22 protein-coding genes are annotated in these 21378 nt (G+C 70.1%); 7 read left to right on the top strand and 15 right to left on the bottom strand.

Annotation, left to right across the window (positions count from 1 at the left end; translation table 11 throughout):
- The 4 genes from ABZX12_RS21035 to hutH all read right to left on the bottom strand — a co-directional run bounded on the left by ABZX12_RS21035 (position 1) and on the right by hutH (position 4998).
- A complete protein-coding gene (locus ABZX12_RS21035; RefSeq protein WP_355695392.1) occupies positions 1-657 on the bottom strand; it encodes an ABC transporter permease in 657 nt (218 codons plus the stop codon).
- Positions 654-1652, bottom strand: a complete 999-nt coding sequence (locus ABZX12_RS21040) for an ABC transporter ATP-binding protein (protein WP_355695394.1) — start codon at positions 1650-1652, stop codon at positions 654-656. Before ABZX12_RS21040 ends, ABZX12_RS21035 begins: the two co-directional genes overlap by 4 nt.
- A gap of 132 nt (positions 1653-1784) precedes the next feature.
- Positions 1785-3440, bottom strand: coding sequence for a urocanate hydratase (gene hutU, locus ABZX12_RS21045; RefSeq protein ID WP_355695396.1), 1656 nt, complete (start codon positions 3438-3440; stop codon positions 1785-1787).
- Positions 3441-3456: 16 nt separating this feature from the next.
- Positions 3457-4998 (bottom strand): histidine ammonia-lyase, encoded by a 1542-nt coding sequence (gene hutH / locus ABZX12_RS21050; RefSeq protein ID WP_355695398.1) that lies wholly within the window; start codon positions 4996-4998, stop codon positions 3457-3459.
- A gap of 106 nt (positions 4999-5104) precedes the next feature.
- Between hutH and ABZX12_RS21055 the strand changes: the two genes are divergently transcribed.
- The 3 genes from ABZX12_RS21055 to ABZX12_RS21065 are packed head-to-tail and all read left to right on the top strand — an operon-like array spanning position 5105 to position 6963.
- Positions 5105-6001, top strand: coding sequence for a GNAT family N-acetyltransferase (locus ABZX12_RS21055; protein ID WP_355695400.1), 897 nt, complete (start codon positions 5105-5107; stop codon positions 5999-6001).
- Positions 5998-6189 carry a hypothetical protein gene (locus tag ABZX12_RS21060; RefSeq protein ID WP_355695402.1) on the top strand — a complete coding sequence of 64 codons (192 nt, stop codon included), beginning with the start codon at positions 5998-6000 and terminating at the stop codon, positions 6187-6189. Before ABZX12_RS21055 ends, ABZX12_RS21060 begins: the two co-directional genes overlap by 4 nt.
- Before the next feature lie 15 nt (positions 6190-6204).
- Positions 6205-6963: an IclR family transcriptional regulator gene (locus ABZX12_RS21065; RefSeq protein ID WP_355695404.1), complete on the top strand. Its 759-nt coding sequence runs from the start codon at positions 6205-6207 to the stop codon at positions 6961-6963.
- A 52-nt stretch (positions 6964-7015) separates the two neighbouring features.
- On the opposite strand, the gene rpsN is transcribed toward ABZX12_RS21065, so the two are convergent.
- On the bottom strand, positions 7016-7321 hold the full coding sequence (gene rpsN, locus ABZX12_RS21070) for a 30S ribosomal protein S14 (RefSeq protein ID WP_355695406.1): 306 nt from the start codon (positions 7319-7321) through the stop codon (positions 7016-7018).
- Positions 7321-7488, bottom strand: a complete 168-nt coding sequence (rpmG, locus tag ABZX12_RS21075) for a 50S ribosomal protein L33 (protein ID WP_355695408.1) — start codon at positions 7486-7488, stop codon at positions 7321-7323. The genes rpsN and rpmG overlap by 1 nt, the downstream gene beginning before the upstream one ends.
- A gap of 103 nt (positions 7489-7591) precedes the next feature.
- Between rpmG and ABZX12_RS21080 the strand changes: the two genes are divergently transcribed.
- Entirely contained in the window at positions 7592-8665 is a 1074-nt protein-coding gene (locus tag ABZX12_RS21080; RefSeq protein WP_355695410.1) for a GTP-binding protein, read from the top strand.
- A complete protein-coding gene (locus tag ABZX12_RS21085; RefSeq protein ID WP_355695412.1) occupies positions 8662-8907 on the top strand; it encodes a type B 50S ribosomal protein L31 in 246 nt (81 codons plus the stop codon). Before ABZX12_RS21080 ends, ABZX12_RS21085 begins: the two co-directional genes overlap by 4 nt.
- 61 nt (positions 8908-8968) lie before the next feature.
- Here ABZX12_RS21085 and ABZX12_RS21090 read toward each other — a convergent pair whose 3' ends face one another.
- Positions 8969-9340, bottom strand: coding sequence for a nuclear transport factor 2 family protein (locus ABZX12_RS21090; protein WP_355695413.1), 372 nt, complete (start codon positions 9338-9340; stop codon positions 8969-8971).
- Between the two features lie 177 nt (positions 9341-9517).
- On the opposite strand from ABZX12_RS21090, the gene ABZX12_RS21095 reads away from it, so the two are divergent.
- On the top strand, positions 9518-10939 hold the full coding sequence (locus ABZX12_RS21095; RefSeq protein ID WP_355695415.1) for an aromatic amino acid lyase: 1422 nt from the start codon (positions 9518-9520) through the stop codon (positions 10937-10939).
- Positions 10940-10956: 17 nt separating this feature from the next.
- Here ABZX12_RS21095 and ABZX12_RS21100 read toward each other — a convergent pair whose 3' ends face one another.
- The 7 genes from ABZX12_RS21100 to kdpF all read right to left on the bottom strand — a co-directional run bounded on the left by ABZX12_RS21100 (position 10957) and on the right by kdpF (position 19573).
- Positions 10957-11799 carry a hypothetical protein gene (locus ABZX12_RS21100; RefSeq protein WP_355695417.1) on the bottom strand — a complete coding sequence of 281 codons (843 nt, stop codon included), beginning with the start codon at positions 11797-11799 and terminating at the stop codon, positions 10957-10959.
- Positions 11800-11848: 49 nt separating this feature from the next.
- Entirely contained in the window at positions 11849-12526 is a 678-nt protein-coding gene (locus ABZX12_RS21105; protein WP_134012015.1) for a response regulator, read from the bottom strand.
- Complete coding sequence (locus ABZX12_RS21110; protein ID WP_355695419.1) at positions 12504-15083, bottom strand: DUF4118 domain-containing protein; 2580 nt, start codon at positions 15081-15083, stop codon at positions 12504-12506. The genes ABZX12_RS21105 and ABZX12_RS21110 overlap by 23 nt, the downstream gene beginning before the upstream one ends.
- A 12-nt stretch (positions 15084-15095) precedes the next feature.
- Positions 15096-15725: a K(+)-transporting ATPase subunit C gene (gene kdpC, locus ABZX12_RS21115; protein WP_355695421.1), complete on the bottom strand. Its 630-nt coding sequence runs from the start codon at positions 15723-15725 to the stop codon at positions 15096-15098.
- A gap of 13 nt (positions 15726-15738) precedes the next feature.
- Positions 15739-17754 (bottom strand): potassium-transporting ATPase subunit KdpB, encoded by a 2016-nt coding sequence (kdpB, locus tag ABZX12_RS21120; protein ID WP_355695459.1) that lies wholly within the window; start codon positions 17752-17754, stop codon positions 15739-15741.
- 68 nt (positions 17755-17822) lie between these two features.
- The gene (gene kdpA, locus ABZX12_RS21125; protein ID WP_355695423.1) at positions 17823-19484 is read right to left on the bottom strand and encodes a potassium-transporting ATPase subunit KdpA; all 1662 of its coding nucleotides are present in this window, start codon (positions 19482-19484) and stop codon (positions 17823-17825) included.
- On the bottom strand, positions 19484-19573 hold the full coding sequence (gene kdpF / locus ABZX12_RS21130; protein WP_137256202.1) for a K(+)-transporting ATPase subunit F: 90 nt from the start codon (positions 19571-19573) through the stop codon (positions 19484-19486). The genes kdpA and kdpF overlap by 1 nt, the downstream gene beginning before the upstream one ends.
- A 248-nt stretch (positions 19574-19821) precedes the next feature.
- Here kdpF and ABZX12_RS21135 point away from each other — a divergent pair, with 248 nt between their 5' ends.
- On the top strand, positions 19822-20442 hold the full coding sequence (locus ABZX12_RS21135) for a hypothetical protein (protein ID WP_355695425.1): 621 nt from the start codon (positions 19822-19824) through the stop codon (positions 20440-20442).
- Between the two features lie 8 nt (positions 20443-20450).
- Here ABZX12_RS21135 and ABZX12_RS21140 read toward each other — a convergent pair whose 3' ends face one another.
- Positions 20451-21257, bottom strand: a complete 807-nt coding sequence (locus ABZX12_RS21140; RefSeq protein WP_355695427.1) for a PhzF family phenazine biosynthesis protein — start codon at positions 21255-21257, stop codon at positions 20451-20453.
- Positions 21258-21378: the final 121 nt, after the last annotated feature.

Raw genomic sequence — 21378 nt, forward strand, 5'->3', positions numbered from 1 at the left:
TCAGGCCACCTCTCCCACCGGGGTTGCGATGCGGGCCCACGGGGTCAGCACCCGCTGCAGCGTCACGAGGACGAGGTCGGCGAGCAGCGCCAAGGCCAGCGACAGCACGACGCCAACCACGACCGGGGTCAGGAAGTCCTTCTGGAAGCCGAGCGTGAACAGCTCCCCCAGGCCGCCGATCCCGATCACCGCGCCGACGCTCACCATCGAGATGTTCGCGACCGTGACGACGCGCAGCCCGGTGAAGATGACCGGTACGGCGATCGGCAGGTCGATCGCGACCAGCCGGTGCAGCGCGCCGTACCCGACCGCGATCGCGGACTGCCGGACGTCGGGCGGCACGGAGCGGAGTCCGTCGATCACGTTCCGGATCAGCAGCGACACCGTGTAGATGGTCAGTGCCACGATGATGTTCACCGTGGACAGCACCTTGGTGCCGAGGATCGCGGGCAGCACGATGAACAGCGCGATCGACGGCAGCGAGTAGAGGATGCCGCCGAACGCGATCAGCGGGTTCGCCAGCCACGAGTAGCGCGTCGCCACGTACCCGAGCGGCACCGCGATGATCAGCCCGAGGATCACCGGAATGATCGCCAGGTACAGGTGCTCGACCAGCTGGTCCCAGATCAGCCCGAGGTTGTCCGCTATCCAGCTCATGAGCGGAGCGCCTCGGCGACCGTGCCCTGGTCGATGACGCCGATGGCCTTCCCGTCCTCGTCCACGCAGACACCGTTGCCGGTCGGCGAGGTGAGTACGGCGTCCAGTGCCGCGCGCAACGAGTCGCCGCGCTTGAACACCGCCCCGAGCGGCAGCAACTCCTGCGACCCGTTGCGCCATCCGAGCGGTACGCCGTCCTGCAGCGCGAGCTCGTCCGGCAACGGCCGCACCGGCAGCTCTTCGGGGTGCACGAACGTCAGCGCCCGGTAACCGCGGTCCCGCCCGACGAAGTCCCGGACGAACTCGTCGGCCGGGTGGGCGAGCAGCTCGGCCGGCGGCGCGAACTGGGCCAGCTTGCCGCCGACCCGCATCACCGCGATGGTGTCGCCGAGCTTGATCGCCTCGTCGATGTCGTGGGTGACGAACACGATCGTCTTGCCGATGTCGCGCTGCAGCCGGAGCAACTCCTCCTGCAGCTGGTTGCGCACGATCGGGTCGACGGCGCTGAACGGCTCGTCCATCAGCATGATCGCCGGGTCGGCCGCCAGCGCGCGGGCGACGCCGACTCGTTGCTGCTGGCCACCGGACAGCTGTGCCGGATACCGCTCGGCGAGCTTGAGGTCCAGGCCGACGCGTTCGAGCAGCTCCATCGCCGTACCGTGCGCCTTGCGCTTGTCCCAGCCGAGCAGCTTGGGCACGGTCGCGACGTTCTCCACGACGGTCTTGTGCGGGAACAGGCCGGCGTTCTGGATCACGTACCCGATACCGCGCCGCAGGGCGACCGGGTCATGGGAGTTGATGTCCTCGCCGTCGATCGAGATGGTCCCGCCGGTCCGCTCGATCGTGCGGTTGATCATCCGCAGCGACGTGGTCTTCCCGCAGCCGGACGGGCCGACGAACACGGTGATCTGGTTGCTCGGGATCCGCAGGGACAACGCGTCGACGGCGACGGTGCCGTCCGGATACCGCTTGGTGACGTCCTCGAACTCGATCATGGCGCCCCTTCGCGCTCGTTGGTCGCCCAGTTGACCCTAGCGGAACGAAAGACCGAATCCACGCGGTAGCGCGGTCTCTCACCCTGTGGGAAAGTGCACCGTAGCACTACAGATTGCCACGGTCGCAGACAGTTAGCTCTCGCGCATCGGAACCCGGACACCGCGCTCGTCCGCGACCTCGACGGCCTTGTCATAGCCCGCGTCGACGTGCCGGATGACGCCCATCGCCGGGTCGTTGGTGAGCACCCGCTCCAGCTTCTGCCGGGCCAGGTCGGTGCCGTCGGCAACCGATACCTGGCCGGCGTGGATGGACCGGCCGATGCCGACGCCGCCGCCGTGGTGGATCGACACCCAGGACGCGCCGCTGGCCACGTTCACCATCGCGTTCAGCAACGGCCAGTCCGCGATCGCGTCCGAGCCGTCCAGCATGCCTTCGGTCTCCCGGTACGGCGACGCGACGCTGCCGGTGTCCAGGTGGTCGCGACCGATCACGATCGGCGCCTCGAGGTCTCCGGAGGCCACCATGTCGTTGAACCGGACGCCGGCCTTGTCGCGCTCACCCTGGCCGAGCCAGCAGATCCGGGCCGGCAGGCCCTGGAACGCGACCCGCTCGCCGGCCATCTTGATCCACCGGCCGAGGTGCTCGTTGTCCGGGAACAGGTCCAGGATCGCCTGGTCGGTCTTCGCGATGTCGGCCGGGTTGCCGGACAGCGCCGCCCACCGGAACGGGCCCTTTCCTTCACAGAACAACGGCCGGATGTAGGCCGGCACGAAGCCGGGGAACTCGAAGGCGCGGCTGTAGCCCGCCTTCCGGGCCTCGTCGCGGATCGAGTTGCCGTAGTCGAAGACCTCGGCGCCCGCGTCCTGGAAGCCGACCATCGCCGCGACGTGTCGCGCCATCGAGGCCTGCGCGCGCTCGGTGAAGCCCTTCGGGTCCTTCTCACGGGCGGTCGCCCAGTCCGCGAAGTCGATGCCCACCGGCAGGTACATCAACGGGTCGTGCGCCGAGGTCTGGTCGGTGACGATGTCGATCGGCGCCCCCAGTTCGAGCAGCTCGGGAACGATCACCGCGGCGTTGCCGAGGACACCGATCGACAGCGGCCGGCGCGCCTTCTTGGCCTCTTCCGCCAGCCGCAACGCCTCGTCCAGGGAGGACGCCCGGACGTCGAGGTAGCGGTGCTCGATGCGGCGCTGGATGCGCGACTCGTCGACGTCGATGCAGATCGCCACGCCGTCGTTCATCGTGACCGCCAGGGGCTGCGCGCCACCCATGCCGCCAAGACCGGCGGTCAGCGTGATCGTCCCGGCGAGCGAGCCGCCGAACTTCTTCTCCGCGACCGCGCCGAACGTCTCGTACGTGCCCTGCAGGATGCCCTGCGTGCCGATGTAGATCCACGACCCGGCCGTCATCTGGCCGTACATCGTGAGGCCCATCGCCTCGAGCTTGCGGAACTCCTCCCAGGTCGCCCAGTCGCCGACCAGGTTCGAGTTCGCGATCAGCACCCGCGGCGCCCACTCGTGCGTCTGCATCACGCCGACCGGGCGGCCGGACTGGACCAGCATCGTCTCGTCGTCCTTCAGCGTGGTCAGCGTGCGCACCATCGCGTCGAACGAGTTCCAGTCCCGGGCGGCCTTGCCGGAGCCGCCGTACACGACGAGTTCGTCCGGGTGTTCGGCGACCTCCGGGTCGAGGTTGTTCTGCAGCATCCGCAGCGCGGCCTCCTGCTGCCAGCCGCGGGCGGTGAGCGTGGTGCCGCGGGGTGCGCGGACGGGACGTGGTCCGGACATGGGTGATCCAGCCTCTCTAGGACAGCGGGCCGGTGACGGCCTCGGCGGCGGTGACATAGGTGCCGTCGGCAACAAGCCGGACGGAGTGCTCGAGCTCGGGCGCGAGGAAGCGGTCGGTGTCCGGCCCTTCGACGTGCTCCCGGAGGGCTGCTCTGGCCGCAGCCGTGGCCGGGGCGGGCGTCAACGGCGCACGCAGGTCGAGCGCCCGCGCGGCGGTGAGGATCTCGATCGCCAGCACCCGCTGCAGGCCGTCGACGGCCCGGCGCAGCTTGCGCGCGGCGGACCAGCCCATCGAGACGTGGTCCTCCTGCATCGCGCTGCTCGGGATCGAGTCGACGCTGGCCGGGACCGCCAGGCGCTTCAGCTCGGAGACGATCGCGGCCTGCGTGTACTGCGCGATCATGTGACCGCTGTCCACGCCCGGGTCGTCGGCCAGGAACGCGTTCAGCCCATGGTTGCGGGCGACGTCCAGGAACCGGTCGGTACGGCGTTCGCTGATGCTTGCCAGGTCCGCGACGGCGATCGCGAGGAAGTCGAGCACGTATCCGACCGGGGCGCCGTGGAAGTTGCCGTTGGACTCGACCCGGCCGTCCGGGAGCACGACGGGGTTGTCGATCGCGGCGGCGAGCTCACGGCCCGCGACGGTCGCCGCGTGCGCCGCGGTGTCGCGGGCGGCGCCGTGGACCTGGGGCGAACACCGCAGGGAGTAGGCGTCCTGCACCCGGTTGCAGTCCGGGCCGCGGTGGCTGGCGACGATCGCGCTGTCCTTGAGGATCGCGCGCAGGTTGGCGGCGGCCTTCGCCTGACCGGGATGGGGCCTCAGGGCTTGCAGGTCCTCGGCGAAGACCCGGTCGGTGCCCAGCTGCGCTTCGACGCTCATCGCAGCGGCCAGGTCGGCGGTCTTGAACAGCCGGTCGAGGTCGGCGAGCGCGAGCAGCAGCATGCCGAGCATGCCGTCGGTGCCGTTGATCAGCGCGAGGCCTTCCTTCTCGGCCAGCACGACCGGCCGCAGGCCGTGCGCCTGCAGCGCTTCACCGGCGTCGCGAAGGTTGCCGTCGGCGTCGCGGACGGTGCCTTCACCCATGATGGCGAGGGCCACATGGGACAGCGGTGCGAGGTCGCCCGAGCAGCCGAGGCTGCCGTACTCGTGGACCACCGGAGTCAGGTGCGCGTTCAGCAGACCGGCGTACGCCTGGGCGGTCTCGACCTTCACGCCGGTGCGGCCGGTGGCGAGCGTCGACAGCCGCAGCAGCGCCAGTGCCCGGACGACCTCGGTCTCCACCTCGGGGCCCGAGCCGGCCGCGTGCGAGCGGATCAGGCTGCGCTGCAGCTGCGTCCGGAGCTCCGGCGCGATGTGCCGCGTCGCGAGTGCGCCGAATCCCGTCGAGACGCCGTAGTGCGGGGTGTCCGCGTGGGCCAGCGCCTCGATCGCGGCGCGTGACTTCGCGATCTCCTCGAGTGCCTGGTCGTCGATCCGTACCTGCGCGCCGGACCGCGCGACCGCGACCACTTCGGCCGGGGTCAGCGGTCCGGTGCCGACATTCACTGTGTGTTCCACCCGAACATTGCACCGCGCGGGAACGATCCCGGACAGCAGCGCCGCAGACTTTCCGTCTCGGATCTGAGACAGCATTCGCGACCCTCGGTAGCCGTAGAGTCCTGCCATGGTGTTCGAGATCCGGACGGCGCGGCCGGAGGATGCGGTGGGGGTCGCCCGGGTCTGGGCAGCGGTGATGCCGCAACTGGTGAAGACCGCGCGCGCGATCGAGTTGCAGCTGCGGCACGCCCACAGCCAAGAGGTGCTGATCGCCGTCGACGGCCCGGACGTGGTCGGGTACGCGAACATCTACCTGCCGCCGCCGGACGCGGAGGCGCCGCGGGTGCGGGTCACGAACCAGGTGCCGCCGGAGTACCGCAGACGCGGGATCGGGAGCGCGTTGACCGACGCGATCACGGCCCGGGCCACCGAGCTCGGCGCCGCGCGATTGCTGGTGGTCGTGGCCGACGACGAGGACTCCCAGGCGTTCGCGACGAAGCGCGGATTCGTGATCGGCCGCCGGATGTCGCACTCCGCCGCCGACCTGACCACCGCGCGCGAGCCACTCGCTCCGCCGGAGGGATTGCGCGTGGCGACGTACGACGCGTTGGACCCGCGGCAGCTGTACGACGCCGAGGTCCAGGTCCGCGACGACGACCCGAGCGGACTGTCCGGCGGACCGGCGTACGAGGAATGGGTGCGGACGTCGTGGGACAACCCGGACATCCGGTACGACCTGAGCATCGCTGTCCTCGACGGGGACCAGGTGTTGTCGTTCGTGACCACGACCGCGGACCCGGACCGGCGAGTGATCTGGTCGAACCTGACCGGCACGATCCCCTCGGCGCGCGGCCGTGGGCTGGCGAAGGTGGTGAAGTCCGTGGCGCTGACCCGCGCGCGGGATGCCGGGTTCACGGTCGCGTCGACCGGGAACGACGCGGCGAACGAGCCGATGCTCGCGGTGAATCGCTGGCTCGGCTACCGGGAGACCTCGGGCGCCTGGACCGCGGAGAAGGCGCTGTGAAGCGGCTCGCGATGTCGCTGACGTTCTTCCTGGTGCTGTCGCTGGTCATCGGCTACCTGGTGTCCGGGCCCGCGTTCATGGACTGGGGTGTGGCCGGCGGGCTGTTCGCGGTCGCGATCGCCGGTGAGGGCTTCCGGTTCTGGTTGCGCCGGAACCGGGCGAAGAAGCGGGACTCGTCGAGCGTGTGAGGTTACGCTGCCGTTGTGAGCGGCAACGTTCCCGCGTCGACCCGCACGTTGCGTGTGCTGACGTTCCTGGCCACCCAGCCGGGTCCGGTACCGATGGAGCGCATCGCGTCCGCGGTCGGGCTGCCGCGCTCGTCGACGTACCACTTGCTGCGGGCAATGATCGACGAGGGATTCGTCGTCCACCTGCCCGAGGAGAAGCGGTACGGGCTCGGCGTGGCGGCCTTCGAGATCGGGTCCGCCTACCTGCGGCATGACCCGTTGGAGCGGTTGGCGCGGCCGTTGCTCGCGCAACTGGTGCACGAGGTCGGGCAGACGGCGCATCTCGGCGTACTGCACGGGCGGGAGCTGGTTTACCTTCTGAAAGAGCAGCCGCCGCGGCCCGTCACGCTGGTCACCGACGTCGGCGTACGGCTGCCTGCCACGCTCACCGCATCCGGCCGGGCGCTGCTGGCGGAGCTGCCGCCGGCCCAGGTACGGGCGCTCTTCCCCACCCCTGAGTCCTTCGTCCGCCGCACCGACCTCGGCCCGCAATCCCTCACCCAACTCCGCCGTCTCCTCGCCGACGAGAAACGCCAGGGCTATGCGGTCGAGGACTCCTTCATCACCCCCGGCGTCGCGTCCGTCGCCAGCGCCGCCGTGGACCACGCCGGCCATCCCGTCGCCGCCATCAGCGTCACGTTCCGCACCGACACCGTCCCCACCACGGAACGCCCCGGCCTGGCCCACAAAGTCCGCCAGGCCGCCAAGGCACTCACCCGACGGCTGCACGGGTAAGCAAGACAGAGGACCCTCCGATCCACCTGGATCGGAGGGTTCTATCTGAGGGCTACCAGGACGACTTGGTGATGCCAGGGAGTTCGCCTCGGTGGGCCATGGTGCGGAAGCGGATTCGGGAGATGCCTGCCTTGCCGATGTAGCCGCGGGGGCGGCCGTCGACGGCGTCGCGGTTGCGGATTCGGACGGGGCTGGCGTCTCGGGGGAGCTTCTGGAGCCTGAGTTGAGCTTCGGCGCGCGCGGGCGCGCTGGAGTGCGGATCGGCGAGGATCGCCTTCAGGGTGGACCGGCGCTCGGAGTAGTGGGCGGCGGTGCGGCGGCGGTGGTCGTTGCGGGCGATCTTCGCCGTCGTCGCCATCAGCGCTCTTCGCGGAAGTCGACGTGCTCGCGCAGCGTCGGGTCGTACTTGCGGATCACCAGCCGGTCGGGATTGTTCCGGCGGTTCTTCCGCGTTACATAGGTGAAGCCGGTGCCCGCCGTGCTGCGGAGCTTGATGATCGGGCGGAGGTCGTTGCGCTTGGCCATGCTGTCCTTTCTCTTACTCAGCTGAACGCCGGCCGGGTGGCGGCTATTCCGCCCGCCAGGGTAGTTTGCACTGGTTATCGTTTTCAACAAGACGGGAGAGTCGATGCTGCCGGTGACCTTGGTGACAGGCCTCGACGACGGGTTCCGCGGCGCCGTGGCGGGCAATCTGCTGGCCGCCGCCGGGCCGTCCGGCGTCCTCGTGGAGTACGACGTGAGCAGCCTGAGCAGCGGCGACGTCGTGCGGACGGCCCGGACCGCCGCCGGGGTGATCGACCGCGAGGTGATCACGATGGAGCACCCGTGCGTCTCCTGTGCGATGCGCGGCTCGCTGGTGCAACTGCTGGCGAGCATCGCCGCCGTCGAGCGGTACGGCGTCGCGATCGTCAACGTGCCCGCGGCCGGCGACACGCACGCGATCGCGGCCGAGATCGACCGCGACACCGACCTGCTCGTCGACGCCGTCGTCAGCACCGTCGACACAGCCACCGTGACGACCGACCTCACCGGCGACCAGCTGATCCGGGAGCGGGGCGTCCCGACCGCGGCCGAGGACGGTCGCGCGATCGCCGAGGTCGTCGTACGGCAACTGGAGTCCGCGAACGCCGCAGTCCTGAGCACCGACGACGACACGGTCCGGGACCTGCTGCGGGCGATCAACCAGCAACTGCTGGTCAGGACCACGACAACCGGCCTGATCGGCCTCCACCGCACGGTCCCCGCCGTCGAACCGGGCTCGATTGCAGCCCCGACGGAGCGAACCTTCATCTGGCAGTCGGCCCGGCCCTTCCACCCCGAGCGGCTGTACGACGCCCTCGAGGACCTGGTCGCCGGCACGGTCCGTGGCCGCGGGACGCTCTGGATCGCGACGCAGCACCGCAACCGGCTGAGCTGGGACAGCTTCGGCACGAACATCTCGATCGGCGTCCTCGGCCCCTGGCTCGCCGACCTCCCGGCCGATCGCTGGGCGAGCGTCGGGCAGCAGCACCAGACCCGCTCAGCCCTCGAGTGGCACCCCGAGCACGGCGATCGCGCGTCGTACCTGTCCTTCACCGGCGCCGATCTGGACGCCCGGGAATTACAGGAGCGCCTCGACGGTTGTGTCCTGCGTGCGGACGAAGCGGTCCACCCCCTGACCGATCCGTTCGCCCCCTACTTGGAAGGAAGTACCGCAGCATGAAGAAGGACATCCACCCCGACTACCGCCGGGTCGTCTTCCGGGACAAGTCCGGCAACTTCAGCTTCCTCACCGGTTCGACCCGCGAGAGCAACGAGACCGTCGTCTGGGAGGACGGGAACACCTATCCCGTCGTCGACGTCGAGATCTCGTCCGCGAGCCACCCGTTCTACACGGGCCAGCAGCGCGTGATGGACACCCAGGGCCGCGTGGAGAAGTTCAAGAGGCGCTACGGCCAGTCGTAAACCCTGGCAACACCACCAGCCCGTCACCCCCACCGAGGGTGACGGGCTGTTTGCTTGCCACTCAAGCAGCAGCCGTCGCCTTGTGGCAGAACGCCTGCAGCCAGCGGCCATCCGAGCGAACGTAGACCTGGCTGATCCACTCTTCGATCTCGTACGGCGTCGCGTCCCAGGTGCCGGAGCTCGCCTTCCGGGCGGTGAGGACGACGGTGTCGCCCACCCGGGCGAGCCGCTGGCCGCCGACAGTGGTCATCGTGTGATGCTGCAGCCGGCCTGACGCGATCCAGCCGATGATGTCGGCCTTGGAGGTGACTCCGGTGCCGTCGACGGCCACCCAGTCGTCGGTCCAGCAGCTCGCGATCAGCTCGGCGTCGTTGCCGATCAGCACCGCGTCCGACGACGCTGCCTCGGCGCGTACTTCGTCCTCGACTGTCATGCACCCGATTCTCACCCGGCCGGAGCGCGCGGGCGCGGCGCCTGCTCTACAGGTCTGGGGAGGATTTGCTGCCCGATTCGGCACGCGATCCTCCCTACGCCGGACGTGTCTCGGATGCGAGACGGCGGATCGGCGGCGGTGCTGTCGGACAGCGGGTGGGCGGATCACACTGTGCGCATGGAACCGGTGGAGCTCACGGGCGCCGGGCTGTCGCCGTTGGAGGCGGTCGCGCTCGGTCAGCGGCGTACGGCGGTGCGGCTGAGTGACGACGCCCGGAAGCGGATGTACGAGTCCGCGCAGGTGGTCGTCGACGTGGCCGGACGGCGGCCGGTGTACGGGCGGACCACCGGCGTCGGGGCGAACCGCGACGTGCTGACGTCCGACCCGGAGCACGGCGCCCGGCTGCTCGGATCGCACTCCACGACCGGTACGACGTCGTACCCGAAGGACGTCGTCCGCCTGGGGCTGCTGATCCGGGTCAACCAGCTCGCGGCGGGTGGATCCGGGCTCGAACCGGCAGTCGCCGACGCGATCGTCGACCTGCTCAACGACGACGATCTGCCGGACCTGCACCGCGGCGGCGCGATCGGGACCGGCGACCTCGGCCCGCTCGCCGAACTCGGACTCGCGCTCGGCGACGTCATCGACGGAACCAGCGCGCTCCCGCTGCTGTCGAGCAACGCGCTCACGCTGGCCGAGTGCTGCCTCGCGTACGTCGAGGCGTCCACGCTGATCAACGTCGTACCGCTGGTCGGCGCCCTGTCCCATGTCGCCCTGCGCGGCAACGCCGAGGTGTACGACGTCCGGGTGCACGAGGCCCGTCCGCAGCCCGGCCAGGTCCGGGTCGCGCGCCGGATGCGCGAGCTGCTCGACGACCTGCCGATCACTCCCGCGCGGGTCCAGGACCCGTTCGGGCTCAGAGCGTTTGCGCAGGTGCTCGGCCCGGCCGTCGACCATTCCGATGCCCTCGGCAACAGTGTGCGGATCGACATCAACGCTGCCGCGGAGAACCCGTTGGTGGCCGGCGACACCGTGCTGCACAACGGCAACTGGCACGCGATGCCGATCGCACTCGCGCTGGACTCGCTGCGGCTCAGCCTGCACAGCGTCGCGACGCTGTCGACGACCCGGGTGGCGAACCTGGTCGACCCGGACTACACCGGTCTCAGCCGGTTCCTCGCCAGCGGGGCGGAGGCGAGCTCGGGCGTGATGATGATCGAGTACGTCGCGCACGACGCACTCGCCGCGGTCCGCTCGGCCGCGCAGCCCGCGACCCTCGGTACGGCGACCCTGTCCCGCGGTGCCGAGCTGCACGCCAGCTTCGCCCCGCAGGCCGCCGTACTCACCAAGCAGCTCCTCGACGCCCTCCGCGAGGTCATCGCCAGCGAACTCGTCACGGCCGTCCGCGCGATCCGCCTGGCCGGCCTGACCCCGGACGACCTCGCCCCGGCCGCCGTCGGCCCTTGGCTGGCGGACGCGTTGGCAGCACTCCCGGGGGATCTGGCCGACCGATCCCTCCGAGAGGACCTGGAGATCGCTCGCGGTCTCCTCACCCAGTGGGGCGACCGCCAGGTCGAGCACCCGGCCGAGTCCGGCTAGCTGGCCGTCGGGGATCCTCAGAGCCGGTTGTAAGCCTTCAGGGTGCGGAGGGCGCCGACGGTCACGCTGCCGCGGTATTCGAGGGTCGCGGCCGGGCCCGGCGGCTCCCAGGTGATGGCCCAGCCCCCATCGTCCTGCTGGTCCTCGATCAGGCGGTCGAGGTGGGCCTCGAGTTGGGCTTCGGTGAAGAGTGGGCGCCAGAAGCTGTCCGGCGTCGGCGCGAACTGCAGCGGCGTCACGCCGTACGTCGGGTCGGCCGCGTCGGCACGGAACCACTGGAGCTTGGGCAGCCAGTCGCGCACGCGATCGAGGTCCACGTCGGGGGTGTGTTCGAGGAATTCCAGCGCCTCGTGCAGGCCGTGCGCGTCCTCCGGGAACCCGTTCGCCAGCTCGGCGGCGCACCAGGCGCCGGCGCGATCACGCCACGGGTGCTCGACGCCGAGCTTGTGCAGCCGGCCGACCAGGCCCGCGGTCGGGTTGATGCCGGGCTGGTAGGTCCACTCGGTGATGTGCTCGGCGCGCGGGTAGCCCTCGACTGCCGGACCGCACAGCGGCACCGCGCCGTCGGGGGTCGCGACCGAGTCGAGCCAGTCCACCGCCCGCTGGATCATGTCCTCGTCCCGCGCACCGGCCGCGAGCATCGTGTCGAACGCGACCTCCACGTCCAGCGGCAGGCTGTCCGGACACCGCTTGTCCGGCTCCAGCCCCTGCCCGAAGCCGCCGTCGGCGTTCTGGAACCCGCGCAGCGCGTCGACCACCCCCTGCGGGTCAGCCCCTTCGAACACCGAGGCGAAGAGCCGCCGCTCGAGCACCCGAGCGTCGCGCCGTACGAAGTCCCGTCCTGCCGTGAAGATGTCCATGCCCCCACCTTGACCCATCCGCACCGGCAGGTCTTGAACGAATCGGACGTCAGGGTTCGAAGCGGTAGCCCATGCCGGGCTCGGTGAGCAGGTGTTTGGGGCGGGCCGGGTCGGGTTCGAGTTTGCGGCGGAGCTGGCCCATGTAGAAGCGGAGGTTGCCGCCGGCCGTCTCGTAGCCGGGACCCCAGACCTCGGTGAGGAGCTGGCGCTGGGACATCAGCTTGCCGGGGTTGCGGACCAGAACTTCGAGCAGGTGCCACTCGGTGGGAGTGAGGCGGATGTCCTCGCCGTTCTCCAGGGTGACGCGCTTCGCGGCCAGATCGACGACGGCGCCGCCGACCGTGACGACCGGCTGGTCCTGGGCGACGTTGCTGCGGCGGAGTACGGCGCGCATCCGGGCCAGTAACTCGTCGATCCCGAAGGGTTTCGTCACGTAGTCGTCGGCGCCGGCGTCCAGCGCCTCGACCTTGTCGGTCTGGTCGGTCCGCCCGGACAGCACCAGGATCGGCGCGTCGGTCCAGCCGCGCAGCCCGCGGATCACGTCGACGCCGTCGAAGTCCGGCAGTCCGAGGTCGAGAATCACCAGCTCCGGCGGATGCTGCGCGGCGACCTTCAGCGCCGACGTACCGGTGCCGGCCAGGTGCACTTCGTACCCGCGTGCCTTCAGGTTGATCTGCAGCGCCCGCACGATCTGCGGCTCGTCGTCAACCACCAATACCCGAGTCACCTTGCTCCGATCGTTCACGGCTGCCGGGGACCGGCACGTCAGCCGGGGCAGTCGGGATGGCGACCACCATGGTCAGTCCACCACCTGGCGTGTCCTCGGGCTGCAAGGTGCCGTGCATCGCCTCGGCGAGTCCCCGCGCGAGCGCCAGACCGAGTCCGACGCCGACCGTGTTGTCGGTGTCGCCGAGCCGCTGGAACGGCGCGAACACCCGGTCCCGGTCCGCCCGCGGGATGCCCGGCCCGCGGTCGACCACGCGGACCTCGACGGTGTCGCCGAGCGCGCTCCCGGTGATCAGCGGCGCCCGGCCGGGCGGCGAGTAGCGGATCGCGTTCGCCAGCAGGTTCGCCACCACGCGCTCGAGCAGCGCCGGGTCCGCCTCGACCAGCGGCAGCGTGTCGGGGACGTCGACGGTCACCTGGTCCGCGTCGTCGCCCAGCTCGGACAGCACGCCGGGGAGGATCTCGTCGAGCGCCATCGGCCGGGGGAAGACCGGGAGGACGCCGGCCTGCAGCCGGCTCAGGTCGAGCAGGTTGTCGACCAGCCGCGACAACCGGTCGAGCGACTCGTCCGCGGTCTCCAGCAGCTCCGCCCGCTCGGACTCGCTCCACTCGACGTCGTCGCTGCGCAGCGAAGTCACCGACGCCTTCGCCGACGCCAACGGGGATCGCAGGTCGTGGCCGACGGCCCGCAGGAGCGCCGTACGCAGCTTGTCGGCCTCGGCCAGCGGCTTCGCCTCGGCGGCCGCCTCGCTCAACCGGGCCCGATCGACGAGGGCTGCCGCATGTGCCGCGAACGCCCCGACCAGCCGCCGCTCGTCAGCCTCCAACTGGTGGCCCTGCAGCACCAGCACCAGGTCGTCGCGGGCCGGGATCTCCGCGTCGGCCTCCTCCGGCCGGGTGCACGTGAGGGTCCCGGCCGAGGCCAAAGGGCGCCAGACTTCGGTCAGCTCGTCGTCGTCCACGCGCTCCATCAGGCACGCCCCGGTCATCCCGAACGCCTCCCGGACCCGCTCCAGCAGGGCCGGCAGCGCGGTCTCGCCTCGCAGTACCGATCCGGCCAAGGTCGCCAGCGTCTCCGACTCCGCGGCCGCCCGGGCCGCCTGCCGGGTACGACGGGCGGCGCGGTCGACGACCGAGCTGACCATCGCGGCGACCATCACGAAGATCGCCAGCGCGAGGGCGTTGTTCACCTCGGCGATCGTGAACGTCCGGGTCGGCGGCGTGAAGAAGTAGTTGAGGACCAGTGAACCGCCGATCGCGGTGACCATCGCCGGCCACATGCCGCCGACCAGCGCGACCACGACCACCGCGAACAGGAACGCCAGCACGTTGCTCGTCAGGTTCAGCGTGTCGCCGCCGAGGCCGAGCAACAGCGCCAGCAGCGGCGGCAGGACGACGGACAGCACGAAACCCTGGATCTTGCGGCGCCGGGAGAGCGCGCCGCGCTGCCGCGGCAGCCGCCCGCGGCCCATCTGCGAATGGGTGACGATGTGTACGTCGATGTCGCCGGAATCGCGGATCGTGGTGGCACCGATCCCGGGGCCGGTGAACAGCGAACCGAGCCGGGACCGGCGACTGCCGCCGAGCACCAACTGGGTGGCGTTCTCCGCCCGCGCGAAGGTGAGCAGCGCGGCCGGGATGTCGTCGCCGACCACCTGGTGGTAGGTCCCGCCGATCTTCTCGACGAGGTTGCGCTGTTCGGCGAGCTTGGTCGGGTTCGCGCCGGTCAGGCCGTCGGAGCGCGCGACGTGCACCGCGAGGACGTCGCCGCCGGCGGACCGGGCGGCGATCCGGGCGGCACGCCGGATCAGCGTCTCGCCCTCGGGTCCACCGGTGAGCGCGACCACGACCCGCTCCCGGGTGTCCCAGGTCGAGTCGATGTCGTGCTGGGCGCGGTACTGCTGCAGGCCGGCGTCGACCCGGTCGGCGAGCCACAGCAGCGCCAGCTCCCGCAGCGCGGACAGGTTGCCGACCCGGAAGTAGTTGCCCAGGGCAGCGTCCACCTTGTCGGCCGCATAGACGTTGCCGTGCGCCATCCGCCGGCGCAGCGCCTCCGGGGTCATGTCGACGAGCTCGATCTGGTCCGCGGCCCGCACCACGCGGTCCGGAACCGTCTCCTGCTGCGGTACGCCGGTGATCTTCTCGACCACGTCGTTGATCGACTCGAGGTGCTGGATGTTCAGCGTCGAGATCACGTCGATCCCGGCGTTCAGCAGCTCCTCGATGTCCTGCCAGCGCTTCTCGTTGCGGCTGCCCGGCACGTTGGTGTGCGCCATCTCGTCGATCAGCGCGACCTCCGGCCGCCGGGCCAGCACCGCGTCGAGGTCCATCTCGGTGAAGCTGGCGCCGCGGTGGTCCAGGATCCGCCGCGGCACCGTCTCCATAGTGCCGAGCATCTCTTCGGTGTACCTGCGGCCGTGGGTCTCCACCAGCCCGACCACGACGTCGGTCCCCCGGGCATGCCGGCGACGCCCCTCGCCCAGCATCTTGTAGGTCTTCCCAACGCCGGGCGCGGCCCCCAGATAGATCCGCAGATGCCCGCGGCCGCTCCTGCTCATACGTCCATGCTCTCAGAGTGCGGCGAGCGCGCTGTTGAGCTTCACCACGTTCACGCGAGGCTCACCCAGGAAGCCCAGGGTGCGACCCTCCGTGCTCTCCTTCACGAGCTCCTGCACCTTCTCCACCGGCAGGCCCCGCTCCCGCGCGACGCGGTTGACCTGCAGGGCGGCGTACGCCGGGCTGATGTGCGGGTCGAGCCCGCTGCCGCTGGCCGTGACCGCATCCGGCGGGACCTGGGACGGGGCGACGCCCTCCAACGCCGCGACCGCCTGACGCCGCTCGTCGACCGCGGCGACCAGGTCCGCGTTGTTCGGACCGAGGTTCGACCCGCCGCTGGCGGCCGCGTCGTAATCGCTCGCGGACGGGCGGGTCTGGAACCACTTCGGGTCGGCGACCATGATCGGCTGCCCGTCGGCGTCCTTCTTGCCGCTGTCCATGGTGTACGCCTGGCCGATCAGGTCCGAGCCGACGGCCTTGCCGTCGACCTTGACGATCGACCCGTTCGCGTTCCCGTGGAACAGCACCTGCGAGACGCCGGTCATCACCAGCGGATAGGCGAGGCCGAGCACCGCGGTGAACACCAGCAGGGCGCGGATCGCGACCCCGAACTGCCGCACCGAGCCCGGGAGATTGCTTGCCATTACCAACTACCTTTCAGCGGAGACCGGGGATCAGCGAGATCACCAGGTCGAGGAGCTTGATGCCGATGAACGGGCTGACCAGGCCACCGACGCCGTAGACCAGCAGGTTGCGGCGCAGCATGGCCGACGCGGACGACGGCTTGTACTGCACACCGCGCAGCGCCAGCGGCACCAGGCCGACGATGATTAGGGCGTTGAACACGATCGCGGACACGATCGCCGACTGCGGCGAGTGCAGCCCCATGATGTTCAGCTTGTCCAGCCCGGGATACGCGGCCGCGAAGAGCGCCGGCAGGATCGCGAAGTACTTCGCCACGTCGTTGGCGATCGAGAACGTGGTCAGCGAACCGCGGGTGATCAGCAACTGCTTGCCGATCTCGACGATCTCGATCAGCTTGGTCGGGTTCGAGTCGAGGTCGACCATGTTGCCGGCCTCCTTCGCGGCCGACGTCCCGGTGTTCATCGCGACGCCGACATCGGCCTGCGCCAGCGCCGGGGCGTCGTTGGTGCCGTCGCCGGTCATCGCGACCAGGCGACCGCCCTCCTGCTCCTTCTTGATCAGCGCCATCTTGTCCTCGGGCGTCGCCTCGGCCAGGAAGTCGTCGACCCCGGCCTCGTCGGCGATCGCCTTCGCGGTCAGCGCGTTGTCGCCGGTGATCATCACGGTCCGGATGCCCATCGCGCGCATCTGGTCGAACCGCTCCCGCATACCCTCCTTGACGACGTCCTTCAGGTGGATCACGCCCAGCGCGCGCGCCGCCCCGTCGATGCTCTCGGCAACGACCAGCGGTGTGCCGCCGGAGGCCGAGATCCCGTCGACGATCTCGCCGAGCCGCCCGTCCGTCGTACCGCCGTGGTGGCCGATCCAGTTGTTCACCGCGCCCGCGGCGCCCTTGCGAACCTGCCGCCCGTCGACGTCGACGCCGCTCATCCGGGTCTGCGCGGTGAACTCCACAAAGGTTGCGTGCGGCAACTCGCCGGTGTGGCGTTCGCGCAGCCCGTAGCCCGTTTTCGCGAGTACGACGATCGACCGGCCCTCCGGCGTCTCGTCGGCGAGGCTGGACAGCTGCGCCGCGTCGGCCAGCTCGGTGTCGGTCACGCCCTCGACCGGGATGAACTCGGCCGCCTGCCGGTTGCCCAGCGTGATGGTGCCGGTCTTGTCCAGCAGCAGGGTGTTCACGTCCCCCGCCGCCTCGACCGCACGGCCGGACATCGCCAGCACGTTGCGCTGCACCAGCCGGTCCATACCCGCGATACCGATCGCGGACAGCAGCGCGCCGATCGTGGTCGGGATCAGGCAGACCAGCAAGGCCACCAGGATCACCAGGCTCAGGTTCGTGTGCGCGTAGTTCGCGAAGGTCGGCAGCGTCACGGTCGCGATCAGGAACACGATCGTCAGGCTGGCCAGCAGGATGTTCAGCGCGATCTCGTTCGGCGTCTTCTGCCGTGACGCGCCCTCGACGAGCGCGATCATCCGATCGATGAAGCTCTCACCGGGCCGGGTCGTGATCTTCACGACGATCCGGTCCGAGAGCACCTTCGTACCGCCGGTGACCGCGCTCCGGTCGCCGCCGGATTCGCGGATGACGGGCGCCGACTCGCCGGTGATCGCCGACTCGTCGACCGACGCGACACCCTCGACGACGTCACCGTCGCCGGGGATGATCTGGCCGGCCTCGACCACCACCAGGTCGCCGAGTCCCAGCTGGGTGGCCGGTACCTGTTCCTCGCCGCCGTCCGCGGTCAGGCGGCGCGCGGTGGTCTCGGTCTTGGCCCGGCGCAGCGTCTCGGCCTGGGCCTTGCCGCGGCCTTCCGCGACCGCCTCCGCGAGGTTCGCGAAGATCACGGTCAGCCAGAGCCAGACCACGATCCACCAGACGAACACGCTGGAATCGGTGACGGCGAAGATCGTCGACGCGACCGCGCCGACCTCGACCACGAACATCACCGGGTTCCGCACCATCACCCGCGGGTCGAGCTTGCGCAGCGCGTCCGGCAGCGAGGTGAGCAGCATCTTCGGGTCGAACAGGCCTGAAGCTGCCTTCTTCGCGGCCGCCGGTGTCGCGACGGGCGGCCTGGGTGGGGTGGTCAGGGTGGTCACAGTCCCTCCGCGAGGGGTCCAAGAGTCAGAGCGGGGAAGTAGGTCAGGCCGGTCACGATCACGACGACGCCGACGAGCATCGTCACGAAGAGGGCCTTGTGGGTGGGCAGCGTGCCCTGGGTCACCGGCACCGGCTGCTGCCGGGCGAGCGACCCGGCCAGGGCCAGCGCCAGCACGATCGGTACGAACCGGCCGAGAAGCATCACCAGGCCGAGCGCGGTGTTGTAGAACGGGATGTTCCCGCTCAGGCCGGCGAACGCGCTGCCGTTGTTGTTACCGGCCGACGTGAACGCGTACAGCACCTCGGAGAATCCGTGCGGGCTGTCGGTGTTGAGGATCGAGGCCCGCGCGGCCGCGAGTCCCATCGCGAGCGACGCGCCGACCAGGACGACGGTCGGCGTCGCCAGGATGTACATCGAGACCAGCTTCATCTCGCGGGCGGTGATCTTCTTCTTCAGGTACTCCGGGGTGCGCCCGACCATCAGACCCGCGACGAACACGGTGAGGATCGCCAGGATCAGCATCCCGTACAACCCGGTCCCGGTGCCGCCGGGCGACACCTCGCCGAGCATCATGTGGAACAGCGCCGTCCCGCCGCCGAGAGGCGTGAACGAGTCGTGCATCGAGTTCACCGCGCCGGTCGACGTACCGGTCGTCGAGGTCGCGAACAGCGCCGACGCCCACTCGCCGAACCGGGTCTCCTTGCCCTCCATCGCGGCGCCGGCGGCCTGGGTCGCCGTACCCGCTCCCTGGGTCTCGAAGAACGTCGCGGAGAAGGTGAAGGCGGCCCAGAGCGTGCCCATCACGCCGAGGATCGCGTACCCCTGCCGCTTGTCCTTCACCATCAGGCCGAAGGTCCGGGTGATGCACACCGGGATGACCAGCAGCAGGAAGATCTCGAACAGGTTCGACAGCGGGTTCGGGTTCTCGAACGGGTGCGCGGAGTTGGCGTTGTAGAAGCCACCGCCGTTCGTGCCGAGCTCCTTGATGACCTCCTGGCTGGCCACCGGGCCGCCCGGGAGGTGCTGGCCCTGGCCGACCACCGAGGTGACCTCGTGCCCGCCGGAGAAGTTCTGGACGACACCCATGGCGACCAGCACCAGGGTGCCGACGACCGCGATCGGCAGCAGGATCCGCAGCGTGGTCCGGGTCAGGTCGACCCAGAAGTTGCCGAGCCGGTCGGTCTTCGCGCGGGCGAAGCCGCGGATCAGCGCGACCGCGACGACCATGCCGACGGCTGCCGACAGGAAGTTCTGGACGGCGAGACCGGCGAACTGGACCAGGTGGCCGAGGACCGCCTCGGGCACGTAGTTCTGCCAGTTGGTGTTCGAGACGAAGGACGCGGCGGTGTTGAACGCCAGTCCGGACTCGACGTTCGGCAAGCCGAGCGACAGTGGCAGCCAGTGCTGGAGGCGCTGGAGCAGGTACAGCAGGACGACGCTGACCGCGGAGAACGCGAGCAGCGACCGGGCGTACACGGCCCACGTCTGGTCGGCCTTCGAGTCGACGCCGAACAGCTTGTACGTCGCCCGCTCCACCCGCAGGTCCTTGTCGGAGGTGTAGACGCGAGCCATGTACCCGCCCAGCGGCCGGTAGACCGCCGCCAGGCACAGGATCAGGAGGCCGACCTGCAACAGGCCGGCCGCGGTGTCGGACATCAGAACCTCTCGGGGAAGATCAGGGCGGCGATCAGATAGAGGACCAGAGCAGCGGCCACGACCAGGCCCGCGATGTTCTCGGCGCTCACAATTTCTCCACTCCGCGCAGCGCGGACCAGACGGCCGCGAACACGACGACGATGAGTGCGAGGTAGACGACGTCACCCATGACGGCGACACCTCACGACGAATGTGCTCATGAGCTCAACTGGACACCGCTAGCTGCCCGGTCAGGAGGGTTCTCGCAGGGCTCTCACACCCGCTGACACAGCTCTCACAGGCTTCTCACATACTTACGCCTGGCATTCCCACCGACAGACAAGGGAAGAACACGCACGTGACTGAACTGGACACCCCCGCCACCGCCGAGCAGTTCTTCTCCGCGGAGACCCGGACCGCGCTCGCCGAGGCGAGCCGCAAGCTCGCCGAGCGGCTCCAGGCACACACCGACGCCCTGCTCGCGATGACGGGCGACGAGGACCACACCACGCTGTTCGAGCACAACGCCGCGCTCGAGGGCGTGGTCGAGGACTGGAACGACGCGGTCTTCGAACACACCGGTACGGCGCCGCTGCTGCTGGACGACGCGGTCGACGACGAGGACGAGGAGGTCGAGCAGGACCAGGTGATCAGCGTCGTCTCGCGGTTCGACCTGCGCGTGGTCGACCTGGACGCGCTGCTGGAGGCCGGTCGCGCCGCGCAGGAGCGGCACCCGGCCGAGCTGGACGAGTCCGGCGACCGGGAGCCGGTCGACTCCGCCGAGCAGGCGATCTACGAGATCAGCCGCGAGGTCGGCGAGGCCTGGTTCGAGCTGCCCGGTATCGAGATGGTCGCCGGCGCCCGGGCGTACGTCGTACCCGAGCCGCCGTTCGAACCGCTCGACGCGGACGCCGAGGACGTCGTCACCGAACTGATCGCCCCGAACGGCGTGGCCACCCACGCCGAGACCTGGGCCTAGACCTGGGCCTAGACCAGCAGTTCACCGTCCAGCACCGTGACGGCCCGGCCCTTCAGGTAGACGCGGTCGCCTGACGGCACGACCTGGACGACACCGCCTCGGGCGGACGCCTGGTAGCCCACCAGTTCGTCCCGCCCGAGGCGCTCGGCCCAGTACGGCGCCAGGCTCGTGTGCGCACTCCCCGTCACCGGATCCTCCGGGATCCCGCTCGCGGGCGCGAAGAAGCGCGACACGAAGTCGTACTCCGTCCCCTGCGCGGTCACGATCAGTCCGCGCAGGTTCTCGCGCTGGGTGATCCCGGCGATCGCGTCGTGGTCGGGCACGACCGCGAGCACCGTCGCCTCGTCCTGGACGACGACCAGCAGGTCACGGAGTTCGCCGGTGACGTAGACCCGCTGCGGCTCGACCGCCAGCGCAGCGGCCAGCCCCTCCGGCACCGGCTCCTCGATCGGCCGGTTCACCGGGAAGTCCAGCGTGATCCCGTCGGCGGCGACGTCCGCCACCAGGACTCCGCTCAGCGTCGCGAACGAGGTCTTCCCGGACACCTTCCCGTCCGCGGCCAGCACGTGGGCGGTCGCCAACGTCGCGTGCCCGCAGAGCACCACTTCCTTGGTCGGCGTGAACCAGCGCAGGTCCCACTCCGCCCCGGCGCCCGCCGACGGCCGGACGAACGCGGTCTCCGCGTGCTTCATCTCGGCGGCCACGGACCGCATCCAGCCCTCGTCGGGCCAGTCCCCGGCCTCGAGCACACAGACCCCGGCCGGGTTCCCGGTGAAGGGCCGGTCGGCGAACGCATCAACCACGCGGATCCTCATACCCCGACGCTAACGATTCCGGCGGGATCCGTTCCATAACCACTTTTCGGTCGAGTGGCCTTGAACCGCATCGCCGATCCAGGCGTATCGAAGGGTGTCCCGCACACACCTATCGAGGGGG

Source organism: Kribbella sp. NPDC003505, from assembly GCF_040610875.1.
Classification (GTDB): domain Bacteria; phylum Actinomycetota; class Actinomycetes; order Propionibacteriales; family Kribbellaceae; genus Kribbella.